The organism is bacterium (genome assembly GCA_026129405.1).
GTDB lineage: Bacteria > Desulfobacterota > Binatia > DP-6 > DP-6 > JAHCID01.
Window position 1 is genome coordinate 37,699 of the sequence record JAHCID010000009.1, and the last position, 25,819, is coordinate 63,517.

Here is a 25,819-nt window from a genome sequence, read left to right on the forward strand (position 1 = left end):
ACGAACCAACCGCCCGGACGGCCCGCGCCGTCCGGGCGGTCGTGCGCTCAGGACCCGCCGGGACCGCCGTCGAGCAGCGCCAGCAGGCGGCGCGCCGCCTCGGTCGGCGTCATCTCCTGCGACGCCACGCCGGCCTCGACCACCGGCAGCAGGGCGCGCACGTCGGCGCGGCCGAGGAAATGCTGCTCGAGCCCCTCGCGCACCAGCGACCAGAGCCAGGCGCGCCGCTGCTCGCGTCGCTTCTGCGCGAGCTCGCCGGTCGCCGACAGCCGCCCCCGGTGATCGGCGATCACCCCCCATACGGCGTCCATGCCGCGCCCCTCGAGCGCGGAGACGAGCAGCACCGGCGGATCCCAGGTCGCGGTCGTGTGGCGGAAGAGGCGCAGGGCGTTCTTGTACTCGGCGGCGGCCAGGCCGGCGCGCGCGACGTTGTCGCCGTCGGCCTTGTTGACGAGGAGGGCGTCGGCCAGCTCGATGATGCCCTTCTTGATGCCCTGCAGCTCGTCGCCCGCGCCGGGCAGCATGAGCACGAGGAAGAAGTCGACCATAGAGGCGACCGCCACCTCGGACTGCCCCACCCCAACCGTCTCGACCAGGATCACGTCGTAGCCGGCCGCCTCGCACACGAGCATGGCCTCGCGCGTCCGCCGCGCGACGCCGCCGAGCGAGCCGCCCGACGGGCTCGGACGGATGTAGGCCTCCGGCGCCGTCGACAGCCGCACCATGCGCGTCTTGTCGCCGAGGATGCTGCCGCCCGAGCGCGCGCTCGACGGATCGACGGCGAGGACGGCGACGCGATGCCCGTCGGCGATCAGGGACAGGCCGAAGGCCTCGATGAACGTGCTCTTGCCCGCGCCGGGCACACCGGTGATACCGACGCGCGCGGCGCTCCCGGTGTACGGCAGCAGCCGTTCGAGGAGCCGCTGCACCGCCGCCTGGTGATCGGGACGCGTGCTCTCGACGAGGGTGATCGCCTTGGCGAGCGCCCGGCGGTCGCCGGCCCGCACGCGGCTCGCGAGCTCGGCCGCGTCCACGTCGCTACTGGCCGACGGCGGCCCCGGGACGCTGCCCGTGCTGTGCCTGCTGGATGAGCTCGAGGACGCGGCGCGCGGCCTTCGGCACGTGCGTTCCCGGGCCGAAGATCGCCTTCACGCCCGCCTGCTCCAGCATCGCGTAGTCGCGCGCCGGGATGATGCCGCCTGCCGTGACGACGATGTCGCCGGCACCGAGCTTCGCCAGCTCGGCCACGATCTGCGGCACGAGCGTCTTGTGGCCGCCCGACTGGGTGGAGACGCCGACGACGTGGACGTCGTTCTCGACCGCCTGGCGGGCGATCTCCTCGGGCGTCTGGAAGAGCGTGCCGACGTCGACGTCGAAGCCGAGGTCGGCGAACGCCGTGGCGATGACCTTCGCGCCCCGGTCGTGCCCGTCCTGGCCGACCTTGGCGACGAGCATGCGCGGGCGGCGGCCGTGGGCGTCGGCGAACGCGGCGATCTCCCGCTGGAGGGCGACCCAGTCGGCGTCGTTCTCCCAGGCGGCGCCGTAGACGCCGGAGATCGAGCGCACCTCGGCATGGTAGCGGCCCCACACCTTCTCGAGCGCGTCGGATATCTCGCCGACGCTGGCCCGGGCACGCGCCGCCTCGACGGCGAGCGCGAGCAGGTTGCCCTCGCCCGTCTCGGCGCACGTCGCGAGCGCCGCGAGCGTCGCGCGCACCTTGGCGCCGTCGCGCGTCCGGCGGATCTGCTCCAGGCGCCGGACCTGCGCCTCGCGCACCGCGGTGTTGTCGATCTCGCGCACGTCGATGTCCGGCTCCTCGGGGAGGCGGAACTTGTTGACGCCGACGACGACGTCGTCGCCGCGATCGACGCGCGCCTGGCGGCGGGCGGCGGTCTCCTCGATCTTGAGCTTGGGCCACCCCGCCTCGATGGCCTTCGTCATGCCGCCCATCTGCTCGCACTCGTCGATGAGGCCGAGCGCCTTGGCGGCGAGCGCGTGGGTGAGGCTCTCCATGAAGTACGAGCCGCCCCACGGATCGATCACCTTCGGGATGCCGGTCTCGAGCTGGAGGATCAGCTGCGTGTTGCGCGCGATGCGCGCCGACGCGTCGGTCGGCAGCGCGATGGCCTCGTCGAAGGAGTTCGTGTGCAGGCTCTGCGTGCCGCCGAAGACCGCCGCCATCGCCTCGATCGTGGTCCGGATGACGTTGTTGTACGGATCCTGCTCGGTGAGGCTCGCGCCCGACGTCTGGCAGTGCGTGCGCAGCATGAGCGAGCCCGCCTTCTTCGGCTGGAAGTGCTTCTGCATGAGCGTCGCCCAGAGAAGCCGTGCGGCCCGCATCTTGGCGATCTCCATATAGAAGCTCATTCCGATCGCCCAGAAGAAGGAGAGCCGCCCGGCGAAGGCGTCGACGTCGAGGCCCTTCGAGAGCGCGGCGCGCACGTACTCGAGGCCGTCGGCGATCGTGAAGGCGAGCTCGAGATCGCACGTCGCCCCCGCCTCCTGCATGTGGTAGCCGCTGATCGAGATGCTGTTGAACTTCGGCATCTCCTTCGAGGTGAACTCGATGATGTCCGCGACGATCCGCATGCTCGGCGCCGGCGGATAGATGTACGTGTTGCGAACCATGAACTCCTTCAAGATGTCGTTCTGGATGGTTCCCGTGAGCTGGGCGCGCGGCACGCCCTGCTCCTCGCCGGCGACGATGAAGCTCGCGAGCACCGGCAGCACCGCGCCGTTCATCGTCATCGACACGGACATCTTCTCGAGCGGCACGCCGTCGAAGAGTATCTTCATGTCCTCGACCGAGTCGATCGCGACGCCCGCCTTGCCGACGTCGCCGACGACGCGCGGGTGATCCGAGTCGTAGCCGCGGTGGGTGGCGAGGTCGAAGGCGACCGAGAGGCCCATCTGCCCGGCCGCGAGGTTCGCGCGATAGAACGCGTTCGATTCCTCGGCGGTGGAGAAGCCGGCGTACTGGCGGATCGTCCAGGGCTTCTCCGCGTACATCGTCGCGCGCGGGCCGCGCAGGAACGGCACCGCCCCGGGCACCGTGTCGACGAAGTCGAGATCGGCCACGTCGGCCGCGGTCCACAGGGGCTTCAGCGCGATGCCCTCGGGGGTGTGCCAGACGAGATCATCGGCGCTCGCGCCCTTGCGCTCCTTCGCTGCAAGGTCGCGCCAGAGCTTCAAGTCCGCAGCATCTCGGGCGTCCGCCATGGGCGGGTACCTTACCCGGATCGAATCGCGGTTCAAACCTGCGACGGGTCCCGCGTGGGCCGCGATGCGTTGCGCTCTGCGCGGGGGGTTTAGCGTGACTCTCGGCTGGCGGCGGCCAGGTTGCCCATCGACCCAACAGGTATGCGGACCCGTTTGCCTACTCGCCTTGTCTTGTTCCTGCCGCGCACCGGCCACGAAGGGGGGATTCGTGTGTTGTTGCCGGGCCAGCCGAGAATCACGCCGATCTTTCACTGCAAGGCTGGTGCCGCCGTCGCCACGTCGCACACGCGCGCCTTTTCTCCGACCACCCCCGCGCAACGCTCGCCGCACGAGCAGCGCGTTGCCCAGCGCAAGGGCAGTCCGCGCCGGCGCGCCTCAGGTGCCATGCGATCCACCGTTGCGCTTGACGGGCGTCGCCGCCACCACCGACTCCGCTCGGAAGGTCAGCACGTGATCGCGATCGACCCGCAGGCGCCAGCGCCGCCGGTCCGCGCCGCGCACGGCGCGTATCTTTCCGCGCACGACGAGAATCACTTCGACCGTGTCTCCGGTCTCCGCGGCTTCCGCGAGGCGCGCGTTCACCGTTCCCACGTCCGTGTCCTTGGTCCCGATCGGCCCCAGCGGCACCGTGCTCATCCCCCCTTCACGCCGGATCCGGCAACGCACACCGCACGCCCGCACACGGCGGGCGCACCCCGCTCCTCCAGGGTGACCGACCCGCCGGCACCGGCGGTGACTCCGAGTGCGCGTCGCATGAAACGGACCTCCGAAACGTGATCTCTCCTCGCTTGGTGATCGCCCCTGGCTGGCGTTACGCGTCTGCCGCACGCATTCACGCGAGCCGCCGCGAGATCGGCATCCCTCCTCGGCGACCGATCACACCGCGGCCGCGCCGCGCTCGCCGGTGCGAATCCGGATCACCTCCTCCACGGGCGTGATGAAGATCTTGCCGTCGCCGATGCGCCCCGTCCGGGCGCCTTCGACGATGGCATCGACGACGTCCGTCAGCCGCTCGTCGGGAACGAGCACGGAGATCTGGACCTTCGGCAGGAAGTCCACCACGTACTCCGCACCGCGGTAGAGCTCGGTATGGCCCTTCTGGCGACCGAAGCCCTTGACCTCGGTCACGGTGACGCCTCGAACCCCGACGGCTTCGAGACGCTGCTTCACCTCATCCAGCTTGAACGGCTTGATGATGGCGTCGATGCGCTTCATGGAAGCCGAGCAGAGCAAATCAGCGGCCAGCAGCCCGCAAGGCGCCAGGGCGCGATTTTCCAGGCCGACCCTGGGGAGCTGCCGCCCGCGTAGGCAGCGCGGTGCCCATGGCGCAAGCGCGCTCCGGGGGGATCCGGACCGCCGACGGGGTGCTCGAACCCCCGCGGCACGCGCCGCATCGCGACGCCGGCGTGGTCAGTGCAGCGCGCGCCCGGCGCGCAGATCGGCGGGCAGGCGCGTCGCCGCCCCGATCGCGCCCGGCAGCACGACGCGGAACTCGCTGCCCGCGCCCGGCTCGCTCTCGAGCGTGACCTCGCCGCCGAGGAGCCGCACGGCGCGCTGCACGAGCGCGAGGCCCATGCCGAGCCCACCGTGGCGGCGAGTGTCCGAGGCGTCGAGCTGCGCGAACGCGTCGAAGACGTCGCCCTGACACTCGACCGGGATGCCGCACCCCGTGTCGCGCACCACGACCAGCGCCTCACCGGGCGCGGCGCCGGAGCGCACGGCCACGTCGACGCACCCGTCGGCGGTGAACTTGAAGGCGTTGCCGACGAGGTGGAACAGGATGCGCCGCAGCAGCGCCGCGTCGCTGCGCACCGTCGCCGCCTCGGGCGCGATCGTCACCGCGAACGCGACCCGCCCCGGATCGGGGCGGTCGGGCAACGCCGCGAGGACGTCCTCGACGACCTCGGCGACGGCGAGCGGCTCGGGTCGCACGAGCACGGTGTCGGCCTCGAGCTGGACGAAGAAGAGGACGTCGTCGATCAGGTGGCCGAGGTTGCGCGTGCTGCCGAGCGCGCGCTCGAGGAGCCGCAGCTGCTCGGGCGCGAGCGCGCCGACGACGCCGTCGCGCAAGAGCGAGGTGTAGCCGAGGATCGCATTGAGCGGCGTGCGCAGCTCGTGCGAGACGGTGCTCAGGAACTCGCTCTTGGCGCGGTTCGAGCGCAGGAGCTCCTGGGTCAGCGCGCCGAGGCTCTCCTCGCGCGCACGCAGGCTCTCCTCGCGTACCGACAGCACGCGGCGGGCGGCGCCGAGCTCCTCGGAGAGCCGATCGCAGAGGCGGCCGGTCGCCTCGCGCATGCGCGCCATGGTGAGCACCTGGCCGACGATGTCGCCGAGCATGGCGAGCGCGGGCCCGCGCCCGAACGTCTGCGCCGGCGCGACCAGGGTGTGCAGGACCAGCGCGCCGGCCGTCTCGCCGCCGGCCTGGAACGGCAGGACCATGAAGCCCTCGCCGTCGAGCTCGCTCACCGTGACCGCGGCGAAGCCGGCGTCGGGGGTGCGCCGGAAGCAGGTCGGCGCCCCGTCGGGCGCCTCGAGCCGCGCGAGGGTCAGCCAGCCGGCCTCCGAGACGTCGTCGCGCGGGCCGCCCAGGCGGTCGGCCTGGGTGGCGACGCCGGCGAGCCACAGCGTGTCGCCGTCGGCGTCGCCCTCGCGCAGCGCGACGGCGCAGGCCTCGAGCCCGAGCTGCGCGACCAGCTGCTGCGCGACCGCCCCCGCGCAGGGCCGCACGCCGAGACCGCGTGTGGCGACCTCGAGGACGGCACGCGCCGCCGAGAGCCAGACGAGGACGTCGTCGCGCTGGGCCTCGATCTCCGCCAGGGCGCGCCGCGCGCGCTCATCGAATCCCACCGCCATGCCGTCAGCCGTCCGCGAGGACGCTCGCCCCGAACGCGCCCCCGTCCCGCAGCTCGGCGACCAGCGTCAGCCAGCCCTCGGCGTCGAGGCCGGCGGTGTCGTCGCCGAACGCCTCCTCGGCCTCGGGGCGCAGCACGCCCTGCCCCAGGTCCGTCCAGCACACGAGCCGGTTCGCCAGCCCGAGGACGCGCGAGAGACCGCCGCGCGCGTCGTCGCCGTGATGCTGGCGCACCGCCTCGACGATGAGCGGCGGCAGGTTCCATGCCTCGAGAAGCCAGCCGCCGACCTCGGCGTGGTCCACGCCGAAGGTCGCCTGCTCCATCCGGTCCACCGGCTCCAGCTCCGACGCCCCGCCGACCGTCTCCCAGTAGAGGTCGCGGAAGCGCACGGCGATGACGAGACGGCCGACGTCGTGCAGCAGCCCCGCGGTGAACGCCTCGTCGGGGTCGCACAGGCGCAGGCGCCCGGTCAGCGCCTTGGCGCAGACCGCGGTGACGACCGCATGCGCCCACAGCTCCTCCAGCCGCTTGCGCGCCACGTCACCGCCGAGCGCCTCCCACACCTTCACGCCGAGAGCCAGGTTGCGCACGGTCGTGAAGCCGAGCAGCAGGATCGCGCGCGGCACCGTCGAGACGCGGCGCGCTTGGCCGAAGAAGGCGCTGTTGGCGAGCCGCAGGAGCTTCGCCGTGAGCGCCTGGTCGCGCTCGATCAGCTCGACGAGCTTGCGCGCGCCCGCCGTGTCGCTGTCGATCAGGGACACGATGCCCGCCAGCACCGGCGGGATCGTCGGCAGGTTCTTGCGGGCGATGACTTCGGCGCGAAACCGCTGGAGGCTGTCGTGGTCCATCCGTGGGCGCTCCCCGGCTGATATCGGCCTGGAACGCCGCGGGCTTGAGGGCGCTATGGCAGGATCGCCAGCGCCCGCAGCGGTCCCCCGCTGCCGTCCCGGATCTTCATGGGCAGCGCCACGACGACGGCCCGGCGGGGCGGCAGCCGGTCGAGGCTCGCGAGGTTCTCGAAGACCGGCACCCCCGCGGCGGCCAGGACCCGATGGGCCGCGAAGTCGGCCGACGTGCCGCGGTCGATCGACGCCGTGTCGATGCCGACGGCGCGCACGCCCCGCGCGGTGACGAGCCAGCGCGCCGCCGCCTCGGAGACGCCGGGGAAGTGCAGCCCCGCCGTGTCGCCGCGCACGGCGGTCCCGAGGTAGCGGGCCGCGTCCGGCCAGCGCGCCGCCCAGCCGGTGCGCACGAGCACGATCGCGCCGGCCGGGATCGCGCCGTGGCGGCGCTCGTCGGCCTCGAGGTCGTCGACCTCGAGCAGCGCGTCGCGGTCGGCGTCGGCGCGCGCCGTGAGGTCGACGACCGCCGCCGGGCCGATGAGGCGCCGCAGCGGCACGGTGTCGGCCGTCGCCCCGCCCTCGGCGAAGTGGATCGGGGCGTCGAGGTGCGTCCCGCCGTGCTCGGCGGCGCAGAAGTCGTTGGCCGCGTACCACCAGCCGCCCGGCGTGTGGCCGTGGGCGACGGGCTCCAGGGTGAACCGCCGCGCCGTCGGCCAGTAGATCGTCTGCGTGTCGAACGCGTGCGTCAGGTCGACGAGATCGGCGTCGGTCAGATCGGCGAGGTCAGGGGCCGCCGCGGCCCCGAGGGGCAGCGCCACGAGCAGCGCCAGCACGAGGCCGGCCCGGCCCGGACGGGAGTTGCGCGGAGCGGGGCGGCGACGGTACGTCATGCGACGATCACTGCGTCGGCGCGTCCGCGATCGTCAAGGCGCGCCGGAGGAGGAGCCCCGATGGCCTGTGCCCGGTGTGGTGGACCCTGTGAGACGCGGACGGTGCGTGTGCCCCGTGTGGTGACCCTGGCCCTGTGGGCCGCCGGCCTCGGCCTCGCCTTCGTGCTCGGCGGCCAGTACCTGCACGACCTCGTCGAGGGCGTCGACCGCACGCGCCTGCCCACGTGGAAGATCGTCGTACCGGCCCTCGTCCTCGTCGCCGCGGTGGCGGCGAGCACGGTGCGGCGGCGGCGTCCCGTGTGCACGCAGTGCCACGACGCCGGCGCCTTCGCCCCGGTGACGGTCGCGCCCGAGCCGGATCCGGCGGGCGGCACGCGCCGCGCCGTCCTGCGCGCCGGCGGGCTCACCGTCGCGGCCACCGTGGGCGGCGTCGCGGCGGCGGTCGGCCGCAACGCCGGCTGGGTGCCCATCTTCGGCGACTTCTTCCAGGCCAAGGTCGAGACGGAGTCGCCGTCGCCGTCGCCGGAGTGGGCCAGCGCGGAGATCCGCAGCTACCGGCGCCTCGGCCGCACCGGCGTCATGGTCTCCGACATCTCGCTCGGCTCCGGGCAGATCAAGGACGTCGAGGTGCCGCGCGCGGCGCTCGAGCGCGGGGTCACCTACATCGACACCGCGCCCGACTACTCCCGCGCCGGCTCCGAGCGGCTCCTCGGCGAAGCCATGAGGGGGAAGCGCGACCGGATATTCCTCGCCACGAAGTTCTGCCGGCCCGACGGCCACCTGCGCGACGAGACCCCCGTCCCGGAGATCATCCGCGCGGTCGAGGACAGCCTCTCGCGCCTGCAGACCGACTACGTCGACCTGATCCACATCCACTCCTGCGATCGCGTCGAGCGCCTGATGGCGCCGAACATCCACGAGGCGTTCGACCGCCTGAAGGAGCAGGGCAAGGTCCGCTTCCTCGGCGTCAGCACGCACACGCCGAACCTGGAGGAGGTCGCGAACACGGCCATCGACTCCGGGCGCTTCGACGTGATGATGCTCGCCTACCACTTCAAGATGTGGCCGCACTTCGAGCACATCCTCGAGAAGGCGAAGCAGCACGACGTCGCGGTGGTGGCGATGAAGACGCTGAAGGGCGCCCGCCACGAGAACCTGCAGCGCTTCCGCGACGACGCCGGCGCCTACTCCCAGTCCGCGTTTCGCTGGGTGCTGTCGAACCCGAACGTGTCGTGCCTCGTGGTCTCGTTCTCGAAGCCGCAGCACGTCGACGAGTACCTCGCCGCGTCCGGCACCGCGCTGACGGAGGCCGACGTCGCCCTGCTCGACCGCTACCACCAGCTGGTCCAGGGCGACTACTGCCAGCCGCACTGCGGCCAGTGCCTCGACCAGTGCCCCGAGGAACTGCCGATCCACGACGTGCTCCGCTGGCGGATGTACGCTCGCGACTACGGCTGGGAGCGCGAGGGCATCGGCCGCTACGCGACCCTCGGGGAACGCAACGCCTCCCTCTGCGCCGGCTGTCCCGCGCCCTGCGCCGGGCACTGTCCGCACGGCGTCCCGATCCGCACGGCGATGCTCGACTCCCACTATCGGCTCACCATCTAGCCTGGGCGGCTGCCCATGCTTTGGGCACGCCGCCGCATGCCAAACGGGCGTTCCGGAACGGAGTGCTCGATATTCCGGGCGCTTCGCGGGCTCAGCCACGCGGGCACGGCGGTTGCTGCCATGCGCCGCAGGGGGTGAGGTGTCGCTGATCGACGGATACGACCCGGGCGCGTTCTACGACGAGATGTTCATGCCCTCGGGCGAGCCGCGGCCGCACTACCGCCGCGTCTTCTCGCGCCTGGCGACCATGGAGCCGAGCGAGTTCGACGAGCGCTGCAAGCTCGCCGACCTCTCGTTCCTGCTCCAGGGCATCACCTTCACGGTGTACTCGGATGCGCGCGGGGTCGAGCGGCTGTTCCCCTTCGACCTCGTGCCGCGCATCATCCCGCGCTCGGAGTGGGACCGCGTCGAGCGCGGCCTCGCCCAGCGCGTCGTCGCGCTGAACCTCTTCCTCCAGGACGTCTACGGCCCGCAGCGCATCCTGCGTGACGGCACCATCCCGCGCAGCCTCGTGCTCTCCTGCAAGCACTTCCACCGCGAGGTCGCGGGCGTGGAGCTGCCGCGCGGCATCCACGTCCACATCGCCGGCATCGACCTCGTGCGCGACTCGAAGAGCGGCGACTACGTGGTCCTCGAGGACAACGTCCGCACCCCGAGCGGGGTTTCGTACGTGCTCGAGAACCGGCTGGTGATGACCCGCACCCTGCCCCTCGTCTTCCAGCAGCACGAGGTGCTGCCGGTCGACCACTACCCGATCGAGCTGCTCCAGATCCTGCGCGTGCTCGCGCCGCGCGGCGGTGACCGGCCCACCATCGCGCTGCTGACGCCCGGCATCCACAACAGCGCCTTCTTCGAGCACAGCTTCCTCGCCCAGCAGATGGGCATCGAGCTGGTCGAGGGCCGCGACCTCGTGGTCGACGCCGACGTCGTCTACATGAAGACGATCCACGGCCTGCGGCGCGTCGACGTGATCTACCGGCGCATCGACGACGACTTCCTCGACCCGCTGACCTTCCGGCCCGACTCGCTCCTCGGCGTGCCGGGCCTCGTGAACGCCTACCGCGCGCGCAACGTCGCCCTCGTCAACGCGGTCGGCAACGGCGTCGCCGACGACAAGGCGGTGTACGCGTACGTGCCGAAGTTCATCAAGTACTACCTCGGCGAGGAGCCGATCCTGCGCAACGTCGAGACCTGGCTCTGCGACGATCCGAGCCAGCTGGCCTACGTCCTCGAGCACCTGCCCGAGCTGGTCGTGAAGCCGGTCGCGGAGTCCGGCGGCTACGGCATCCTCATGGGCCCCAGCGCCGATCGCGCGACGCTCGACCAGTTCCGCGAGCGGCTGCGCGACGACCCCCGCAACTACATCGCGCAGCCCGTGGTGCCGCTCTCGCGCGTCCCCTGCTGGGCCCCCGACGCGGGCTGTCTCGCGGGCCGGCACGTCGACCTCCGCCCCTACTGTCTCTACGACGGCGATCGCGTGACGATCGTGCCGGGCGGGCTCACCCGCGTGGCGCTGCGCGAGGGCTCGATGGTGGTCAACTCCTCCCAGGGCGGCGGCAGCAAGGACACCTGGGTCCTGGCGGGCGACGAGTGATGCTGTCCCGGATCGCCGAGTCCCTGTTCTGGATCGCGCGGTACATGGAGCGCGCCGAGGACACCGCCCGCATCCTCGACGTCAACTACTACATGCTGCTCGAGGGCGCGGGACAGCCGTACCGCGTGCGCTGGGAGCCGCTCGTCATCATCACCGGCCAGCACGAGCGCTTCTTCGCGCAGTACGCCGAGCCCGATCCGCGGGCGGTGTTCGAGTTCCTCGGCTTCAGCGAGCACAATCCCGACTCGATCGTCGAGTGCATCGCGAACGCGCGCGAGAACGCACGCGCGATCCGGGACCGCATCTCGCGCGACATGTGGGAGGAGCTGAACGCGCTCTACCTCGAGCTGCGCCGCGCACAGGTCGACGCGATGCTGTCGTCGGGTCCGCACGACTTCTGCACGATGGTGAAGGCGGGCTGCGCGCGCTTCGCCGGCGTCACCGCGGCGACCTTTCCCCGCGACGAGGGCTGGCAGTTCCTCACCGGCGGCCAGGCGATCGAGCGCGCCGGCATGACGGCACGGATCGTGGACGTCCAGTACCACTCCCTCCTCGAAGGGCTGCCCGCGGGCGTCGAGCCCGACAACCATCAATGGATGGCGGTCCTCAAGTCGGTCGCCGCGTACGAGTTCTACCGCCGTACGTTCCACAGCCGCATCGATCCGCAGCGCGTCGCCGAGCTGCTGATCCTGCACCCGCAGCATCCGCGCTCGGTACGCTTCAGCATCGGCCGGCTCCAGCAGGCGCTGCACGCGATCAGCGGCGCGCCGCCGGAGACCTATCGCAACGAGGCCGAGCGCCTGACGGGCCGCCTCTACGACGGGCTCAAGTACGACCGCATCGAAGACCTGTTCGCGCGCGGCCTGCACACCTGCATGACCGACGTCCAGCGCACCTGCCGCGCCATCGGCGACCTCATCGCCCGCACGTACTTCTACCAAGAGGTGACCGCATGAACCGCGTCCGCGTCGTCCACGTGACCGAGTTCGAGTACGACGGCCCCGTCTCCGAGAGCTACAACGAGGTCCACCTCCAGCCGCAGGACGACGAGTGGCAGAACTGCGTCACCTTCAAGCTGCGCACGTCGCCGTCGTCGCAGCCGGCGGCGTGGCGCGATTACTTCGGCAATTGGGTGCACCGCTTCAACGTGATGCCGAAGCACCGCCGGCTACGCGTCGAGGCCGAGTCCATCATCATGGTGCACGAGCCGCCGCCGGTGCCCGACGCCGGCTGCCTGCTCGCCGATCTGGTCTGCGAGCAGACCCTGCTGCTCGACGGCCACTACGACTACCTGATGCCGTCGACGTACGTCGCGACGGGGCCCGAGCTCGATCCGCTCCTGCGCGCCGCCGAAGCGGAGAGCGGCGGGGCGTCGCTCGGCTTCGTGCACGCGGCCACGCGGCTGATCCACACGCGGTTCAAGTACGCGAAGGGCTCGACGCACGTGCACTCGTCCCTGCACGACGTGCTGCGAACCGGCGCCGGCGTCTGCCAGGACTTCGCCCACCTGCTCATCGGGATGGCGCGCCAGCGCGGCCTGCCCGCCCGCTACGTCTCCGGGTACCTCGTTCCGCGCGGCGCCCTCGAGGACGGCGAGCGCAAGGACGAGACCGTGATCGGCGGACGCGCGTCGCACGCGTGGGCGGAGCTCTTCGTGCCCGGTGTCGGCTGGGTCGCCGTCGATCCGACGCTCGGCCGCGCGACCGGCGCCCAGCACATCCGGGTCGCGAGCGGCCGCGACTACGGCGACGTGCCGCCGGTGCGCGGCGTCTACAAGGGCGAGGCCGGGCAACGGCTGTCGGTCGACGTCCGCGTCCTGCCCGCGGCGGGCGACGACGGCGCCGAGGTGATGCGTGAGGCCGCACCGCCCCCGATCGTCGTCGCCGAGGACGAGCCGCCGCAGCAGCCGCACCAGCAACAGCAGCAGCAGCAGTAATCCGCCGGACCACCCTGACGCACCGGGACGGGCGGCGCGCTCCCCTCCGCACCGCCGTCCCCGTGCCGGGGGCGAGATTCCCGGGCGCAGATGGCTTGAGCCTCCGCATCCTGCCGGGCATAACTCTCGCGGGGAGCGTGCCCCGACCGATGGCCCGGATGCCGATCGACACCCCCGAGCAGCTCTTCCACTTCGGGGAGGCGTCCGCGCCCGTGGCGTCGCCCGACGCCGGACCCACGACCCTCCACCCCCGCGGCGGCGCCCTGCCCGGCGAGAAGGTCCTCATCACCGGCATCGCCGGCGGCCAGGGCCGCCTCATCGCCCGCCGCCTCGCCGCGACCTTCGGCCTGACCGGCGTCGACCGCGTGCCCTGGGAGGGCCATCCGCCCTCGCTGAACGTCCACGTGCTCGACCTGCGCAAGCGGAAGATGGAGGACATCTTCCGCACCGAGCGCCCCGACGCGGTCGTGCACCATGCGCTGATCCGCCACTTCAACGTCGATCCGCGCGTGCGCCACGAGGTCAACGTCCTCGGCACCAAGCTGCTCCTCGACTACTGCGTGCGCTACGGCGTGAAGCGGCTGATCGTGCTCTCGAGCAGCTACGTGTACGGCGCCCTCGCCGACAACCCGTACTACATGGACGAGGACCAGGCGCTGAACGTCAGCCGCACCTACCCCGAGGTGCGCGACCTCGCCGAGGTCGATCAGATGGTGAGCGCCTTCCTGTGGCGCCACCCCGAGATCGCGACCACGCTGCTGCGGCCGGTGAACACGCTCGGCTACTACGTCCATAGCGCCATCGGCCGCTATCTGCGCCAGCGCTACGTGCCGACGATCATGGGCTTCAATCCCATGATGCAGTTCATCCACGAGGAGGACGTCGCCGAGGCGGTGGCCCTCGCGCTGCAGGCGGGCACGCACGGCGTCTACAACGTCGTCGGCCCTGGGGCCGTGCCGCTGAAGGTCGCCGTCCACGAGACCGGCGGCCTCGCGGTGCCGATCCCCGAGCCGCTGGCGCGCGCGATCTTCAAGCAACTCTTCAGCCTCGGCCTCTACCACACGCCCTCGGGCGCGATCGACTTCATCAAGTACCCGGTGACGCTCGACGGCCGCCGCTTCCACACTGCCACGGGCTTCGCCCCCCTCTTCTCGCTCGAGGACATCTTCGCCAGTGTCCGTCGTTGACGCGCCCGTCCGCGCCGTGGCGGGCCTGTGCCAGGGGACGAGCGACCTCCTCGGCTCCCTCGGCACGGAGATCGACGGCCGACTCGCGCGCATCCCGACCGAGCTGAACGCCTACGGCTACGACGCCTTCGGCTTCCATCCCGGCGCCATGCGCCAGGCCCTGCTCGCCTGCACGCTCCTCTATCGCTACTGGTTCCGCGTCGAGACGCACGGCATCGAGAACGTCCCCTCCGGCCGCGTGCTCCTCATCTCGAACCACGCCGGCCAGGTGGCGATCGACGCGGCGATGATCGGCACGGCGCTGGTCCTCGAGGCCGAGCCGCCGCGCATCGTGCGCGGCATGGGCGAGTACTGGCTGCCGACGGTGCCGTGGGTGAACCTCGCCATGGTGCGCACCGGCTCGGTCGTCGGCACGCGGCGCAACTGCATCCAGCTGCTCGAGAAGGGCGAGGCCGTCATCGCCTTCCCCGAGGGCATCCGCGGCATGAACAAGCTCATCTGGGAGCGCTACCAGCTGCAGGACTTCGGTCAGGGGTTCATGCGGCTCGCGCTCGAGACCAACACGCCGATCGTGCCCGTCGCCGTCGTCGGCTCCGAGGAGCAGGCGCCGGCGATCGCGAACCTCCAGGGTCTCGGCCGCCTCCTCGGCATGCCCGCCTTCCCGGTGACGCTGACCTTCCCCTGGCTCGGCCTGCTCGGCCTGCTGCCGCTGCCGGTCAAGTACCACGTCCACTTCGGCGAGCCGATGACGTTCACGGGCAACCCCAACGACGAGGACGAGGTGATCGCCGAGCAGGTGGAGCGCGTGAAGGCCCGCATCGCCGCGATGCTGGCCGACGGCCTGGCGGCGCGCCGCTCGCTCTTCTGGTAGAGCGCGCTGGCGATGCGCCTTCCCACCCAGGTCCGCCCGGCGGATGCGGAGTTCCGCGCCAACGCGGCGCACATGGAGCAGCTGGTCGCCACGCTGCGTGCCGCGCGCGCGGCGGCGGCCGAAGGCGGCCCGCCCGAGTCCCGCGCGCGGCACACCAAGCGCGGCAAGCTGCTGCCGCGCGCCCGCATCGAGGGCCTGCTCGACCCAGGGACGCCGTTCCTCGAGCTGTCGCCGCTCGCCGCCCACGGCTGCTACGGCGGCGACGCCCCCGGCGCCGGCATCGTCACCGGCATCGGCCAGATCCAGGGACGCCGCGCGGTCGTGGTCGCGAACGACGCCACCGTGAAGGGCGGCACCTACTACCCGCTCACGGTGAAGAAGCACCTGCGCGCGCAGGAGGTCGCCCTCGAGAACCGGCTCGCGTGCGTCTACCTGGTCGACTCGGGCGGCGCCTTCCTGCCGCTCCAGGCCGACGTCTTCCCCGACCGCGAGCACTTCGGCCGCATCTTCTACAACCAGGCGCGCATGTCGGCGGCGGGCATCCCGCAGGTCGCCGTCGTGCTGGGCTCGTGCACGGCGGGCGGCGCCTACGTGCCCGCCATGTGCGACGAGACGGTGATCGTGCAGAACCAGGGCACGATCTTCCTCGCCGGTCCGCCGCTCGTCAGGGCGGCGACGGGCGAGGACGTCAGCGCCGAGGACCTCGGCGGCGGCGACGTCCACACGCGCGTCTCCGGCGTCGCCGATCATCTGGCGCAGAACGACGGCGACGCGCTCCGCATCACGCGCGAGATCTTCGCACACCTGGCGAAAGCGCCCGCGCCGCGCCTGACGCGCGAGACGCCCGAGGCGCCCGCCTACGACCCCGCCGAGCTGTACGGCATCGTCTCGCGCGACCCGCGCAAGATGACCGACGCCCGCGAGGTGATCGCGCGCCTCGTCGACGGCAGCCGCTTCCACGAGTTCAAGGCGCGCTACGGCACGACGCTCGTCTGCGGCTTCGCGCATCTGCACGGCTACCCGGTCGGCATCCTCGCGAACCAGGGCGTGCTGTTCTCCGAGTCGGCGCAGAAGGCCGCGCACTTCATCGAGCTGTGCTGCACACGCGGCACGCCGCTCCTCTTCCTGCAGAACATCACCGGCTTCATCGTCGGCAAGCGCTACGAGCAGGGCGGCATCGCCAAGGACGGCGCCAAGATGGTGAACGCCGTCGCCAACGCCGCGGTGCCGAAGTTCACCGTACTGTTCGGCGCGTCGCACGGCGCCGGCAACTACGGCATGTGCGGCCGCGCCTATTCGCCGCGCCTCCTCTTCTCGTGGCCGAACAGCCGCATCTCGGTCATGGGCGGCGAGCAGGCGGCGCAGACACTGCTCACCGTGAAGCTCGCGACCCAGGCGATGTCGCCCGCGGAGCAGGAGACGTTCGCCGCACCGATCCGGGCCAAGTACGAGGAGGAGGGCAGCCCCTACTACGCGACGGCGCGCCTCTGGGACGACGGCATCCTCGACCCGCTCGACACGCGCGACGCCCTCGGGCTCGCGATCGCGGCGTCGCTCGACGCGCCCGTTCCCGACACGCGCTACGGCGTCTTCCGGATGTGAGCCGATGCGCCGCGTGCTCATCGCGAACCGCGGCGAGATCGCCGTCCGCATCGCGCGGGCCTGCCGTGCTCTCGGGCTGTCGCCGGTCGGCGTCTTCTCCGAGGCCGACCGCCATGCCGTCCATCCGCGCCTGCTCGACGCCGCGGAATGCGTCGGGCCGGCGCCGGCCCGCGAGTCGTACCTGCGCATCGACGCGATCCTGGGCGCCGCGAAGGCGCTCGGCGCCGACGCCGTCCACCCCGGCTACGGCTTCCTCGCCGAGAACGCGACCTTCGCCCGGGCGGTCGAGGCCGCCGGCCTCACCTGGATCGGCCCGGCGCCGGCGGCGATCGCGACCATGGGCGACAAGCTCGTCGCCCGCACCACGGCCGGCAGGGCGGGCGTGCCGCTCGTCCCCGGCGCCGACGTCGACCCGACGCAGATCGACGCCGTCGCGCAGGCGGCGCAGCGCCTCGGCTACCCGATCCTCGTGAAGGCCGCGGCCGGCGGCGGCGGCAAGGGCATGCGCACGGTGGCGTCCGAGGCGGAGCTGCCGGACGCGCTCGCGGCCGCGGCACGCGAGGCGACCAGCGCCTTCGGCGACGGCCGCGTCTATCTCGAGAAGCTCCTCGTCCGCCCGCGCCACGTCGAGGTGCAGGTGCTGGCCGACGCGCACGGCGGGCTCGTCCACCTCGGCGAGCGCGAGTGCTCGATCCAGCGCCGCCACCAGAAGATCGTCGAAGAGTCGCCCTGCCCGGTCATGACGCCCGACCTGCGCCGGCAGATGACCGACGCCGCGCTCGCCGCGGCGCGCGCCGTCGACTACGTCGGCGCGGGCACGGTCGAGTTCCTCCTCGGCGAGGACGGCACCTTCGCCTTCCTCGAGATGAACACGCGCCTCCAGGTCGAGCACCCGGTGACGGAATGGGTGACCGGCGTCGACCTCGTCGTCGCCCAGCTGCGCATCGCCCGCGGCGAGCGGCTCGGCTTCGCGCAGGACGACGTCGCGCTGCGCGGCCACGCGATCGAGGTGCGGCTCTACGCGGAGGACGCGGCGCGCGGCTTCCTGCCGAGCGCCGGCCCGCTGCTCGCCTGGCAGGAGCCGGCGGGCCCGTGGGTGCGCACCGACGCGGCGCTCGGCGCCGGCTCCGTCGTGCCGGTCGAGTACGATCCGATGCTCGCCAAGATATCCGCCTGGGGCCCCGACCGCGCGACCGCGACCACGCGGCTCCGCGACGCCCTCCGCGACACGGTCGCGCTCGGGCCGACGACGAACCAGGCGTTCCTGCGTGACGCGCTCGCCCACCCCGCCTGGGCGGCCGGCGCCACGCACACCGGGTTCGTCGACGAGCACCTCGCCGGCTGGCGCCCCGACGACGGCGGCCTCGTCGCCGCGGCGATCGCGGCGGCGGCGGCGCTGCGCCGCCCGCACGCGAGCGCCGCGGGCCCGAACGGTCCCGCCGTCGTGCCCACGCCGTGGGACACGCTCGGGGCGTGGCGGCTGCGATGACGACGACGCTGCGCACCGGCACGCGCACGCTCACCGTCGCCGTCGGCGCCAACGACGTGCAGGTCGACGGCGCGGCCGTCGACGCGTGCGTCGAGCCCGTCGCCCTCCCCCTTCCCGCGGCCGACGGCCACAGCGTCGAGGAGCTGGTCGTCGTGCTGGACGGCCGCACGCACCGCGCGTTCGTCGCGCGTCGCAGCGATCGCGTGCTGGTGGCGATCGACGGCGTCGTGCACACCTTCGCGGTCGGCGACGATACGGGCGGCGGCGCCGCCGGCGGCGTCGGCTCGGGCACCGTCACCGCGCCCATGCCGGGCAAGGTGATTCGCGTCGCGGTCGGGGTCGGCGATGCCGTCGAGGCCGGGCAGGCGCTCGTCGTGCTCGAGGCCATGAAGATGGAGACCACGCTCGCGGCCGAGGTCGCCGGCACGGTGAAGGCCGTGCACGCCGCCGAGGGCGCGATGGTCGACGGCGGCGCGCTCCTCGTCGAGATCGCCGCGCAGGAGAACCCATGATCGATCCCCTCGCCGAGCTGCGCCGGGAGGCCGACGCCCTCCTGCCCGACTGCATCGCGCTCCGCCGCGCCCTCCACGCCGCGCCCGAGCTGGGCCTCGACCTGCCCGAGACCCAGCGCGCCGTCCTGGATGCGCTCGCCGGGCTCGACCTCGAGATCGCGACCGGCGGCGCCACCAGCGCGATCGTCGCGACCATCCGCGGCACGAAGCCCGGCCCGACCCTGCTCCTGCGCGCCGACATGGACGCGCTGCCGATGCGCGAGGCGACCGGCCTCCCCTTCGCCTCGACGCGCGACGCCATGCACGCCTGCGGCCACGACGCGCACGTCGCCATGCTGGCGTCGGCGATGCGTCTCCTCGCCGCACGCCGCGACCGCCTCGCCGGCACGGTGAAGGCGTTCTTCCAGCCCGGTGAGGAGGGCTTCGGCGGGGCGAAGATCCTCATCGACGAGGGCCTGCTGGCCCACGCGCCCGCGGTCGACGCGGCGTTCGCGATCCACATGGACAGCTCGTCGCCGTCGGGCAGCGTCCTCTGGCGCCCCGGCCCGATCCTCGCCGCCGCCGACGCCCTCGCCGTCGAGCTGCGCGGCCGCGGCGGCCACGCCTCGATGCCGCACCGCGCGCTCGATCCCATCCCGGTCGCCTGCGAGATCGTCCTGGCGCTGCAGACCCTCGTCACCCGCCGCGTCGACGCCTTCGATCCGGCCGTGCTGACGATCGCGCGCCTGCGCGCGGGCAGCACCGGCAACGTGATCCCGTCGTCGGCCCAGATGATGGGCACGCTGCGGACGTTCTCCGAGCGCACGCGCGAAGACATGCACGCCGGCATCCGTCGCGTCGCCGCGGGCATCGCCGCCGCACACGGCCTCGAGGCCGACGTCCAGATCGTGCCCGGCTATCCCGTCACCGTGAACGACGCAGGCTTCGCGGGCTTCGCGCAGGAGACCGCCGCGGCCCTCCTCGGCCGCGCCCGCGTGCACGAGATGCCGGCGCCCATCATGGGCGCGGAGGACTTCTCCTACATCCTCCAGCAGGTGCCGGGTGCGCTCGTCTTCCTCGGCGCCCGCCCGCCGCAGGGCGACCCGCACCCGCTGCACTCCGATCGCATGACGCTCGACGAGGCGGCGTTCGCGACCGGCATCGCGCTCCACGCCGCCGTCGCCCTGCGCTGGCTCGCGCCGGAGGCGGCGCGCTAGGCATGGCGCGCGCCGCGACCGTCGCGACGCTGCGCCGGGTGGCGCTGTTCGATCTCGTCGTCACCCTGCCCTTCGCCCTGCCGATCGTGGCGCAGCGGCTGCTCTATGCGCTCTTCGACCTCGACGAGATGCTCGGTCTCGGCACGCCGCTCTTCCGGCTCGACTCGCTGCACCTCCTGTTCATCAACCTGATGGGCGTGCTGGCGGTGCTGTGGAACCTCGCCCGCTTCCGCAGCCGCGGCACCGAGCTCGGGCAGATGGACGTCTGGGGGCGCGGCGTGGTGGCGCTGTGGATCGTCGGCTACGTGCTCCTCTCGCGCGTGACGCCCGTGCTGCTCGTGTTCGTGGTCACCGAGCTCGGCGGCGCCTGGATCGAGCGCAAGGCGCTGCGGCGGCGCTGATCACGGATAGCCGCCCTGTGCGCAGAGGTCCTCGCGCCCGTTCCCGCGGTGCGCGCCGGCGAAAGCGACGATCGCCTGCTGGTCGACGCCGTCGCAGAGCATCTGCCAGCCCCAGGACACGACCGCGACGGCGGGCGTCATCAGCGGATCCGGCGTGAGCAGCGTGCGCCGGTGCGTGCATGCCGGGTCGAGCGGGACGGCGTCGAAGGCGGCGTGGAGCGCGCCGACCGACGCCGCGCCGACGTCGGGACGATGCAGGACGACGACGCCGCCGTGCTCGAGGTTGTGTACCCAGTAGCCGCGCGGGACCGCCTGCGTGTAGACGCCCCAGCGCGCCCAGATCGGATAGTGGTTGCCCGACGACGGCGGATCGTTCGGGTAGGTGATGGCGGAGCCGACCGGGACGTGGGTGAAGCCCGCAATCGGCACCGCGCTGGTCACGCAGGAGGCGGCGGGCGGCAGCGTCGTCGTGGTGACCGGCGCGCCGCAGCCGCAGCCGACGCACACGACCGCACCGTCGCAGGCGGCCCCGTCGCACTGCTCGCCGGCGCCGGCGTCGGCGATGCCGTCGTCGCAGCGCGACGGCGCGGCCGCGAACGCCGTCGGCCTGGTCCGCTTCGCGCGCACGCGCCCGCCGATCGCGTCGCACGACGGCGCGAGGACCGCCTGCACGCGCACCGCCCGGAGGCCCGCGCACGACGCGATGCGGAGACGGACCCGCGTCCCGCGCCGGGTGACGCGCAGCCGCTGCGCCGTCGGCGCGCAGCCGCCGTCGAGCGTCATGGTGCCGCCGGCGACGACGAGCACGACCGGCGCGCCCGAGCCGTCGCCGAGACGCTCGCCGCCGGCGGTCACGACCCAGCGCGCATCGGCACATCGAACGGGCTCGGCGCGATGCGCCGACACCGCCGTCACCGTGCCGAGGAGCGCCACGACGACGAGGACGCCGCGGATCGGGATCACTCCGCCGACTCGTGTGCCAGGATGCGGAAGAGATGCAGCCCGCCGTCGCCGGGGATCACCGGCGACACGCTGCCGACCGGCAGATCGCGCGCCGCCAGCGGGATCACGGCATACTCGTAGAGCTCGCTCTCGCCGACGTGCCAGACGTTGCCGTCCTGGCCGAGCGCGATCCACGCCGCGCTCATGCCCTCGCCGGCGACGACGCGGGTGCGCAGCGTGGCGATCGCGCGCTGGTGGCCCGGGTCGTCGGCCCCCTTCACCCAGGCGTGGTCGACGCGCAGCGCCGCCGGCGGAGCGTCGGCCGCCGGCGCGGCGGACGCCTGGTCGGCCGTTTCGGGCACCGGGATCGGCGCCGGCGGCTCCCTAGGTCCGCAGGCGACGACGAGGACGAGCACGAGCGGAAGGAGCGTGCGCATGCCGCCGCAATGGTCGATCCGACGTCCCCTCGTCAACCGCGGTCTGTCGGTGTCGCGTGTTCCGGTCACATGAATTGCGGCGGCGCGCGCGCGCCGGCAGCGTCGGCGGCGCAGAAGGAGGGACGCCGATGCGGATCCTGCTCGTCGACGACGACCCGCCCCGCACGCTCACCCTGGCGCTGGCACGCGCGGCGCCGCGGGCCGAGGTGCGGATCGTCCCGGTCGCGGGGCCGCCGCCCGACGGCGCGCCCGCCCTGGTGGTGCTCGGTCCCGGGGCGGTCGACGACGGGGTCGCCGACCGCATCGCCGCGCTGCGGGCGCGGCATTCGACCGCGCCGCTCGTCGTCGTGACGGCGCTCGATCGCGCCAGCGTCGCGGTCGCCGTGCTGCGCGCCGGCGCGGCCGACTGCCGGCCGCTGCACGGGCTCGACGAGCTGCTGCCCGCCGCCGTCGCCGAGCTGCTCCATCCGCCGCCCGGGCGCGCGCGTCCGCCGGCCGGCGACGACGCCCCGCTCCCCGGGCTGGTCGGTGCCAGCCCGGCCATCCAGGCGGTGCGCCGCCTCGTGCGCACCGCGGCGCGCACCGATGCCACCGTCCTGCTCGAAGGCGAGACCGGAACCGGCAAGGAGGTCGTCGCGCGCGCCGTCCACGCGGTCGGCCGCCGCGCGGCGCGACCGTTCGTGCCGCTCAACTGTGCCGCCATCCCCGAGACGCTCGCCGAGAGCGAGCTCTTCGGCCACGCCCGCGGCGCGTTCACCGGCGCCGTGCAGGACCGTCCCGGGGCACTGCGTCTGGCCGACGGCGGCACCCTGTTCCTCGACGAGATCGAGGACCTGCCGCTGGCGCTCCAGGCGAAGCTCCTGCGCGTGGTGCAGGACCGCGAGGTCCGCCCGCTCGGGGCGACGACGGTGCGACGGGTCGACGTGCGCCTGGTCGCGGCCGCGAACCGCGAGCTGGCCCGCATGGTCGAGGACGGCGCGTTCCGCCGCGACCTCTTCTACCGGCTGCGCGTCCTCACCATCCGCCTGCCGCCGTTGCGCGAGCGACGCGGCGACCTGCCGATCCTCGTCGCCCACTTCCTCGCGCGCTTCAACGAGCGCCACGGCACGGTGCTCGCGCCGCCGCCGCCGCACGCACTGCGCGTCCTCGGCGAGCATCCGTGGCCGGGCAACGTGCGCGAGCTCGAGAACACCGTCGAGTCGCTCTGCATCACGGCGCAGGCGACCGGCGCCGATCTCGGCGCGCTCCTGCGCTCCGGCGACGTCCTCGGCGGCGGGCTGTGGGCCGACGAGCGCGCACGCATCCTGCGCGTGCTGGAGGATCACCGCTGGAACCGGCAGCGCAGCGCCGCCGCGCTCGGCATCTCGCGCGTGACGCTGTGGCGCCGGATGGAGCGGCACGGCATCCGCGATCCGCTCGGCGCCCCGGCGCGTGAAACGGCATGAACGCCCCGGCTTCACCCGCGCGGTGGTCGCGCCGCCGGGCCGCCGCCGCGGCGCCCTCGCGCGCCGGCACGCTGCCTGCACCAGCGACGCCTGCCCGCCCCGAGGAGGTGCGCATGACGACTCGAGCGAAGGTTCTCGCCGTGACCGGAGGTGCCGCGCTGGCAGCGGTGCTCGTGCTGCGCGCGGTCACCGTCCACTCGGTGAGCTGGCAGCCGGTAATCTACCGCATCACCGCGACCAACAACGACCTCGACGCCGTGGAGGGCCTCGCGGCGCCCGGCGTCCAGGTGCAGCTGTGGTTCCGGCAGCGCAACTTCAAGGAGGGCACCAACGACGGCCAGGATCGCTTCGGCTGGTGCAGCTGGAAGAACGGCGGCAACGCCATCTTCCTCGGCAGCACGACCGCCGACTCGGGCGGCGTCTGGCGGCTCACGGGGCTGCGTCTCGGCACCACGGTGATGCTGACGCCCGCCGCTGGCTCCGCGAAGACGTGCGTCGGCGGCGTCTACACCGAGTTGCTGCCGCGCGCCTGCGACGCCACCGGCTGCAGCCAGTGGAGCGCGCCGACCATGCACTGGCTCAACGTCCGCAAGCCCAACGTCCGCACCGGCACCGCGGCCGGCTCGGTGTCGGGGGCCGATCAGGCGGCGCTGGCGGTCGCCGACGGCCCCAACGACGGACCGGAGATGAGCAGCGTGTACGACGTCGACCAGAACGGCGTCGACACGACGCAGCCGGGCCTCACGCGCGGACAGCGGGTAACGTGGAAGTGCGGCGCCGGCGGCACCGTCGGCTGCCCGAGCGTGACGGTGCACGACGCCAGCACCATCACCACCCCCGACCCCGAGTACCCCTTCGTGCTCGGCACCCTGCAGGCGCATCGCCCCGGCGGCAGCATCATCGCCGCGGCCGCGATCCCGCGCGGCCAGGATCTCGGCTTCGCGGTGAACGTCAACGTCCGCCTCCGCGGCCGGCTCGACATCAACCTCGGCTGCGATCAGCCGAAGCCGTTCGACTTCATGACCTTCTGAGGTACGACGCGGCCGGCCCGCGGCTCAGCCGAGCCGCGTGCCGCCTGCGATGCCCATCGCGACCGCGACCTCCGCGGCGGCGGCCTTCGCGCCGTCGCCGCGGGCGCGCGCGCAGCGCACCGCGCCGCCGGCAGTCGCGATCGTGATCCCGTCGGCGCCCACCGCCAGCACCGTGCCCGGGGCGCCCGCGCCGTCCACCCGGCGAGGGTCGAACAGGCGCAGCGTCTTCCCTGCGACGGTCGTGTGCGCGCCCGGCTGCGGGTCGCAGCCGCGGACGAGATCGTGCACGCGCTGCTGCGGCTGCGTCCAGTCGATGCGCGCATGGGCGTCGGTGAGGAGCGGATCGTACGTCCCCTGCGCGTCGTCCTGGGGCACGCGCGGCGCCCGGCCCTCGCGCACCAGCCGAACGCTCTCCAGCACGACGTCGACGCCGAGGGGAAAGAGCTTCTGGTAGTAGAGGCTGCCCGCGGTGTCGTCGGGGCCGACGTCGGCGGTGCGCTGGAGGAGGATCGGGCCGGTGTCGATGCCGGCGTCGGTCCAGAAGACGGTGACGCCGGTCGTCGTCTCGCCGTTGATGAGCTGCCACGGGATGGCGCTGCCGCCGCGATACTTCGGCAGCAGCGACGGGTGGAAGCAGATCGTGCCGTGACGCGGCAGCCCGATCAGCGACTCGGGCACGATCTGGGTGACGTAGGCGAGCACGCCGAGGTCGGCACGCGCGTTCGTGAACACGGCGCGGGCGTCGTCGCCCTTCAGATTCTTCCACTGATGCACCGGGATGCCGCGCGCGAGCGCGGCGGCCTTCACGGCATCGGGCTTCGGCCCGCGATCCGGCGGGCAGACGACGCCGACGATCTCGTCGCCCGCGGCGACGAGCCCCTCGAGCACCTTCTCGGCGAACGCGGCCTGGCCGACGAGGAGAACGCGCACTCAGGCGGCCTTCAGGTGCTTCGCGAAGAAGGCCTTCAGCTGCTCCCACGCGTCCTTCGCCGCCTCGGGGCGGTACGAGTCGCGCTCGTTGCAGAAGAAGCCGTGCGGCGCCTTCGGATAGACGACGTCGTCGATGTGCTTGCCGTGCTGCTTCGCCTCGGCGCGCAGCGCCTCGACGGAGTCCAACGGGATGAACGGGTCGTCGGCGCCGAAGAAGGCGAGCACGGGCTGGGTCAGCTCCTTCGTGCGGTCGATCGGGATGCCGCCGCCGTAGAACGGCGCCGCCGCCGTGATCTTCCCCGGCAGCGCGGCGGCGGCGAGGAAGCTCACGCGTCCGCCCATGCAGAAGCCGGTGATGCCGATGCGGTCGCCGCGCACGCCCTGGTGCTGCTGGAGGAACGCGACGGCCGCGGCGACGTCCTCGACGATGGCGTCGTCGCGGAGCTCGCCCATGAGGCGCAGCGCATCGGGAAGCTGATCGTAGCCCGCGGTGCGACCGGCGCCGCCGCGGTAGAACATGTCGGGCGCCAGCGTGACGTAGCCCTCGGCGGCGATGCGCTGTGCGACGTCCTTGATGTGGTCGTTCAGGCCGAACGCCTCCTGGATCACGATCACCGCCGGCGCCTTCGCCGCGCCGGCCGGGATCGACAGCTGCGCGGGCATCGTTCCCGCGGGCGTCGGCACCTCGATCATCTCCGTCTGCACGCTCATCGCTCGGCTCCCTTCCTCGTTCGGCGCCCGTCTCTTCCCGAGTCGAACGCTGCTGTCAAGACGACGTTTAGTCGCTCGCGCACGGCCCATCGCGCGCCATAAATAAGCGATTTCCCAAGCAAAC

The 25,819-nt window shown here is 72.9% G+C and carries 24 protein-coding genes; 13 read left to right on the forward strand and 11 right to left on the reverse strand.

Features of this window, described 5'->3' with window-relative positions; translation table 11 throughout:
• Window positions 1-47: 47 nt before the first annotated feature.
• The 7 genes from meaB to KIT14_22950 all read right to left on the reverse strand — a co-directional run bounded on the left by meaB (window position 48) and on the right by KIT14_22950 (window position 7,803).
• On the reverse strand, window positions 48-1,034 hold the full coding sequence (gene meaB, locus KIT14_22920; protein ID MCW5893377.1) for a methylmalonyl Co-A mutase-associated GTPase MeaB: 987 nt from the start codon (window positions 1,032-1,034) through the stop codon (window positions 48-50).
• A gap of 4 nt (window positions 1,035-1,038) precedes the next feature.
• The gene (scpA, locus tag KIT14_22925; GenBank protein ID MCW5893378.1) at window positions 1,039-3,219 is read right to left on the reverse strand and encodes a methylmalonyl-CoA mutase; all 2,181 of its coding nucleotides are present in this window, start codon (window positions 3,217-3,219) and stop codon (window positions 1,039-1,041) included.
• Window positions 3,220-3,594: 375 nt separating this feature from the next.
• Window positions 3,595-3,855, reverse strand: coding sequence for a hypothetical protein (locus tag KIT14_22930; protein ID MCW5893379.1), 261 nt, complete (start codon window positions 3,853-3,855; stop codon window positions 3,595-3,597).
• 240 nt (window positions 3,856-4,095) lie between these two features.
• Window positions 4,096-4,434 (reverse strand): P-II family nitrogen regulator, encoded by a 339-nt coding sequence (locus KIT14_22935; protein ID MCW5893380.1) that lies wholly within the window; start codon window positions 4,432-4,434, stop codon window positions 4,096-4,098.
• 195 nt (window positions 4,435-4,629) lie between these two features.
• A complete protein-coding gene (locus KIT14_22940; protein MCW5893381.1) occupies window positions 4,630-6,072 on the reverse strand; it encodes a HAMP domain-containing histidine kinase in 1,443 nt (480 codons plus the stop codon).
• Window positions 6,073-6,076: 4 nt separating this feature from the next.
• Window positions 6,077-6,919 carry an HDOD domain-containing protein gene (locus KIT14_22945; protein ID MCW5893382.1) on the reverse strand — a complete coding sequence of 281 codons (843 nt, stop codon included), beginning with the start codon at window positions 6,917-6,919 and terminating at the stop codon, window positions 6,077-6,079.
• A gap of 53 nt (window positions 6,920-6,972) precedes the next feature.
• Entirely contained in the window at window positions 6,973-7,803 is an 831-nt protein-coding gene (locus KIT14_22950; protein MCW5893383.1) for a cyclase family protein, read from the reverse strand.
• A 117-nt stretch (window positions 7,804-7,920) separates the two neighbouring features.
• On the opposite strand from KIT14_22950, the gene KIT14_22955 reads away from it, so the two are divergent.
• From KIT14_22955 to KIT14_23005, 11 genes are all read left to right on the forward strand, one after another.
• The gene (locus KIT14_22955; GenBank protein ID MCW5893384.1) at window positions 7,921-9,411 is read left to right on the forward strand and encodes an aldo/keto reductase; all 1,491 of its coding nucleotides are present in this window, start codon (window positions 7,921-7,923) and stop codon (window positions 9,409-9,411) included.
• Between the two features lie 184 nt (window positions 9,412-9,595).
• Entirely contained in the window at window positions 9,596-11,005 is a 1,410-nt protein-coding gene (locus KIT14_22960) for a circularly permuted type 2 ATP-grasp protein (GenBank protein ID MCW5893385.1), read from the forward strand.
• Window positions 11,005-11,961: an alpha-E domain-containing protein gene (locus tag KIT14_22965; GenBank protein MCW5893386.1), complete on the forward strand. Its 957-nt coding sequence runs from the start codon at window positions 11,005-11,007 to the stop codon at window positions 11,959-11,961. The genes KIT14_22960 and KIT14_22965 overlap by 1 nt, the downstream gene beginning before the upstream one ends.
• Entirely contained in the window at window positions 11,958-12,941 is a 984-nt protein-coding gene (locus KIT14_22970; protein MCW5893387.1) for a transglutaminase family protein, read from the forward strand. The genes KIT14_22965 and KIT14_22970 overlap by 4 nt, the downstream gene beginning before the upstream one ends.
• A 158-nt stretch (window positions 12,942-13,099) precedes the next feature.
• Window positions 13,100-14,128: an NAD-dependent epimerase/dehydratase family protein gene (locus tag KIT14_22975; GenBank protein ID MCW5893388.1), complete on the forward strand. Its 1,029-nt coding sequence runs from the start codon at window positions 13,100-13,102 to the stop codon at window positions 14,126-14,128.
• Between the two features lie 148 nt (window positions 14,129-14,276).
• Window positions 14,277-14,999, forward strand: coding sequence for an acyltransferase family protein (locus tag KIT14_22980; GenBank protein MCW5893389.1), 723 nt, complete (start codon window positions 14,277-14,279; stop codon window positions 14,997-14,999).
• 6 nt (window positions 15,000-15,005) lie between these two features.
• Entirely contained in the window at window positions 15,006-16,601 is a 1,596-nt protein-coding gene (locus KIT14_22985) for a methylcrotonoyl-CoA carboxylase (GenBank protein MCW5893390.1), read from the forward strand.
• A 4-nt stretch (window positions 16,602-16,605) separates the two neighbouring features.
• Window positions 16,606-18,090: an ATP-grasp domain-containing protein gene (locus KIT14_22990; protein MCW5893391.1), complete on the forward strand. Its 1,485-nt coding sequence runs from the start codon at window positions 16,606-16,608 to the stop codon at window positions 18,088-18,090.
• On the forward strand, window positions 18,087-18,602 hold the full coding sequence (locus tag KIT14_22995; protein MCW5893392.1) for a hypothetical protein: 516 nt from the start codon (window positions 18,087-18,089) through the stop codon (window positions 18,600-18,602). Before KIT14_22990 ends, KIT14_22995 begins: the two co-directional genes overlap by 4 nt.
• The gene (locus KIT14_23000; protein ID MCW5893393.1) at window positions 18,599-19,798 is read left to right on the forward strand and encodes an amidohydrolase; all 1,200 of its coding nucleotides are present in this window, start codon (window positions 18,599-18,601) and stop codon (window positions 19,796-19,798) included. The genes KIT14_22995 and KIT14_23000 overlap by 4 nt, the downstream gene beginning before the upstream one ends.
• A 2-nt stretch (window positions 19,799-19,800) precedes the next feature.
• Window positions 19,801-20,199 carry a hypothetical protein gene (locus KIT14_23005; protein ID MCW5893394.1) on the forward strand — a complete coding sequence of 133 codons (399 nt, stop codon included), beginning with the start codon at window positions 19,801-19,803 and terminating at the stop codon, window positions 20,197-20,199.
• Here the strand turns inward: KIT14_23005 and KIT14_23010 are convergent, their stop codons facing one another.
• Window positions 20,200-21,162, reverse strand: a complete 963-nt coding sequence (locus KIT14_23010; GenBank protein ID MCW5893395.1) for a DUF3105 domain-containing protein — start codon at window positions 21,160-21,162, stop codon at window positions 20,200-20,202.
• Window positions 21,159-21,578: a hypothetical protein gene (locus KIT14_23015; GenBank protein MCW5893396.1), complete on the reverse strand. Its 420-nt coding sequence runs from the start codon at window positions 21,576-21,578 to the stop codon at window positions 21,159-21,161. The genes KIT14_23010 and KIT14_23015 overlap by 4 nt, the downstream gene beginning before the upstream one ends.
• Window positions 21,579-21,706: 128 nt before the next feature.
• On the opposite strand from KIT14_23015, the gene KIT14_23020 reads away from it, so the two are divergent.
• Both KIT14_23020 and KIT14_23025 read left to right on the forward strand, forming a co-directional pair.
• Window positions 21,707-23,023 carry a sigma 54-interacting transcriptional regulator gene (locus tag KIT14_23020; GenBank protein MCW5893397.1) on the forward strand — a complete coding sequence of 439 codons (1,317 nt, stop codon included), beginning with the start codon at window positions 21,707-21,709 and terminating at the stop codon, window positions 23,021-23,023.
• Window positions 23,024-23,136: 113 nt separating this feature from the next.
• The gene (locus tag KIT14_23025; GenBank protein MCW5893398.1) at window positions 23,137-24,054 is read left to right on the forward strand and encodes a hypothetical protein; all 918 of its coding nucleotides are present in this window, start codon (window positions 23,137-23,139) and stop codon (window positions 24,052-24,054) included.
• 24 nt (window positions 24,055-24,078) lie between these two features.
• Here the strand turns inward: KIT14_23025 and KIT14_23030 are convergent, their stop codons facing one another.
• The gene (locus KIT14_23030; GenBank protein MCW5893399.1) at window positions 24,079-24,984 is read right to left on the reverse strand and encodes a methionyl-tRNA formyltransferase; all 906 of its coding nucleotides are present in this window, start codon (window positions 24,982-24,984) and stop codon (window positions 24,079-24,081) included.
• Window positions 24,985-25,695, reverse strand: coding sequence for a dienelactone hydrolase family protein (locus KIT14_23035; protein ID MCW5893400.1), 711 nt, complete (start codon window positions 25,693-25,695; stop codon window positions 24,985-24,987). It lies immediately after the preceding gene.
• Between the last annotated feature and the right edge of the window lie 124 nt (window positions 25,696-25,819).

Excerpts from the sequence above, each read along its gene's own strand:
- KIT14_22975 (MCW5893388.1), top strand. The coding sequence starts at position 13,100 with ATGCCGATCGACACCCCCGAGCAGCTCTTCCACTTCGGGGAGGCGTCC.
- KIT14_23025 (MCW5893398.1), top strand. The coding sequence starts at position 23,137 with ATGACGACTCGAGCGAAGGTTCTCGCCGTGACCGGAGGTGCCGCGCTG.
- KIT14_22960 (MCW5893385.1), top strand. The coding sequence starts at position 9,596 with ATGTTCATGCCCTCGGGCGAGCCGCGGCCGCACTACCGCCGCGTCTTC.
- KIT14_22995 (MCW5893392.1), top strand. The coding sequence starts at position 18,087 with ATGACGACGACGCTGCGCACCGGCACGCGCACGCTCACCGTCGCCGTC.
- KIT14_22965 (MCW5893386.1), top strand. The coding sequence starts at position 11,005 with ATGCTGTCCCGGATCGCCGAGTCCCTGTTCTGGATCGCGCGGTACATG.
- KIT14_22930 (MCW5893379.1), bottom strand. The coding sequence starts at position 3,855 with ATGAGCACGGTGCCGCTGGGGCCGATCGGGACCAAGGACACGGACGTG.
- KIT14_22940 (MCW5893381.1), bottom strand. The coding sequence starts at position 6,072 with ATGGCGGTGGGATTCGATGAGCGCGCGCGGCGCGCCCTGGCGGAGATC.
- KIT14_22950 (MCW5893383.1), bottom strand. The coding sequence starts at position 7,803 with ATGACGTACCGTCGCCGCCCCGCTCCGCGCAACTCCCGTCCGGGCCGG.
- KIT14_22945 (MCW5893382.1), bottom strand. The coding sequence starts at position 6,919 with ATGGACCACGACAGCCTCCAGCGGTTTCGCGCCGAAGTCATCGCCCGC.
- KIT14_23000 (MCW5893393.1), top strand. The coding sequence starts at position 18,599 with ATGATCGATCCCCTCGCCGAGCTGCGCCGGGAGGCCGACGCCCTCCTG.
- KIT14_22990 (MCW5893391.1), top strand. The coding sequence starts at position 16,606 with ATGCGCCGCGTGCTCATCGCGAACCGCGGCGAGATCGCCGTCCGCATC.
- KIT14_23035 (MCW5893400.1), bottom strand. The coding sequence starts at position 25,695 with ATGAGCGTGCAGACGGAGATGATCGAGGTGCCGACGCCCGCGGGAACG.
- KIT14_22980 (MCW5893389.1), top strand. The coding sequence starts at position 14,277 with ATGCGCCAGGCCCTGCTCGCCTGCACGCTCCTCTATCGCTACTGGTTC.
- KIT14_23020 (MCW5893397.1), top strand. The coding sequence starts at position 21,707 with ATGCGGATCCTGCTCGTCGACGACGACCCGCCCCGCACGCTCACCCTG.
- KIT14_23005 (MCW5893394.1), top strand. The coding sequence starts at position 19,801 with ATGGCGCGCGCCGCGACCGTCGCGACGCTGCGCCGGGTGGCGCTGTTC.
- scpA (MCW5893378.1), bottom strand. The coding sequence starts at position 3,219 with ATGGCGGACGCCCGAGATGCTGCGGACTTGAAGCTCTGGCGCGACCTT.
- KIT14_22935 (MCW5893380.1), bottom strand. The coding sequence starts at position 4,434 with ATGAAGCGCATCGACGCCATCATCAAGCCGTTCAAGCTGGATGAGGTG.
- KIT14_22970 (MCW5893387.1), top strand. The coding sequence starts at position 11,958 with ATGAACCGCGTCCGCGTCGTCCACGTGACCGAGTTCGAGTACGACGGC.
- KIT14_23015 (MCW5893396.1), bottom strand. The coding sequence starts at position 21,578 with ATGCGCACGCTCCTTCCGCTCGTGCTCGTCCTCGTCGTCGCCTGCGGA.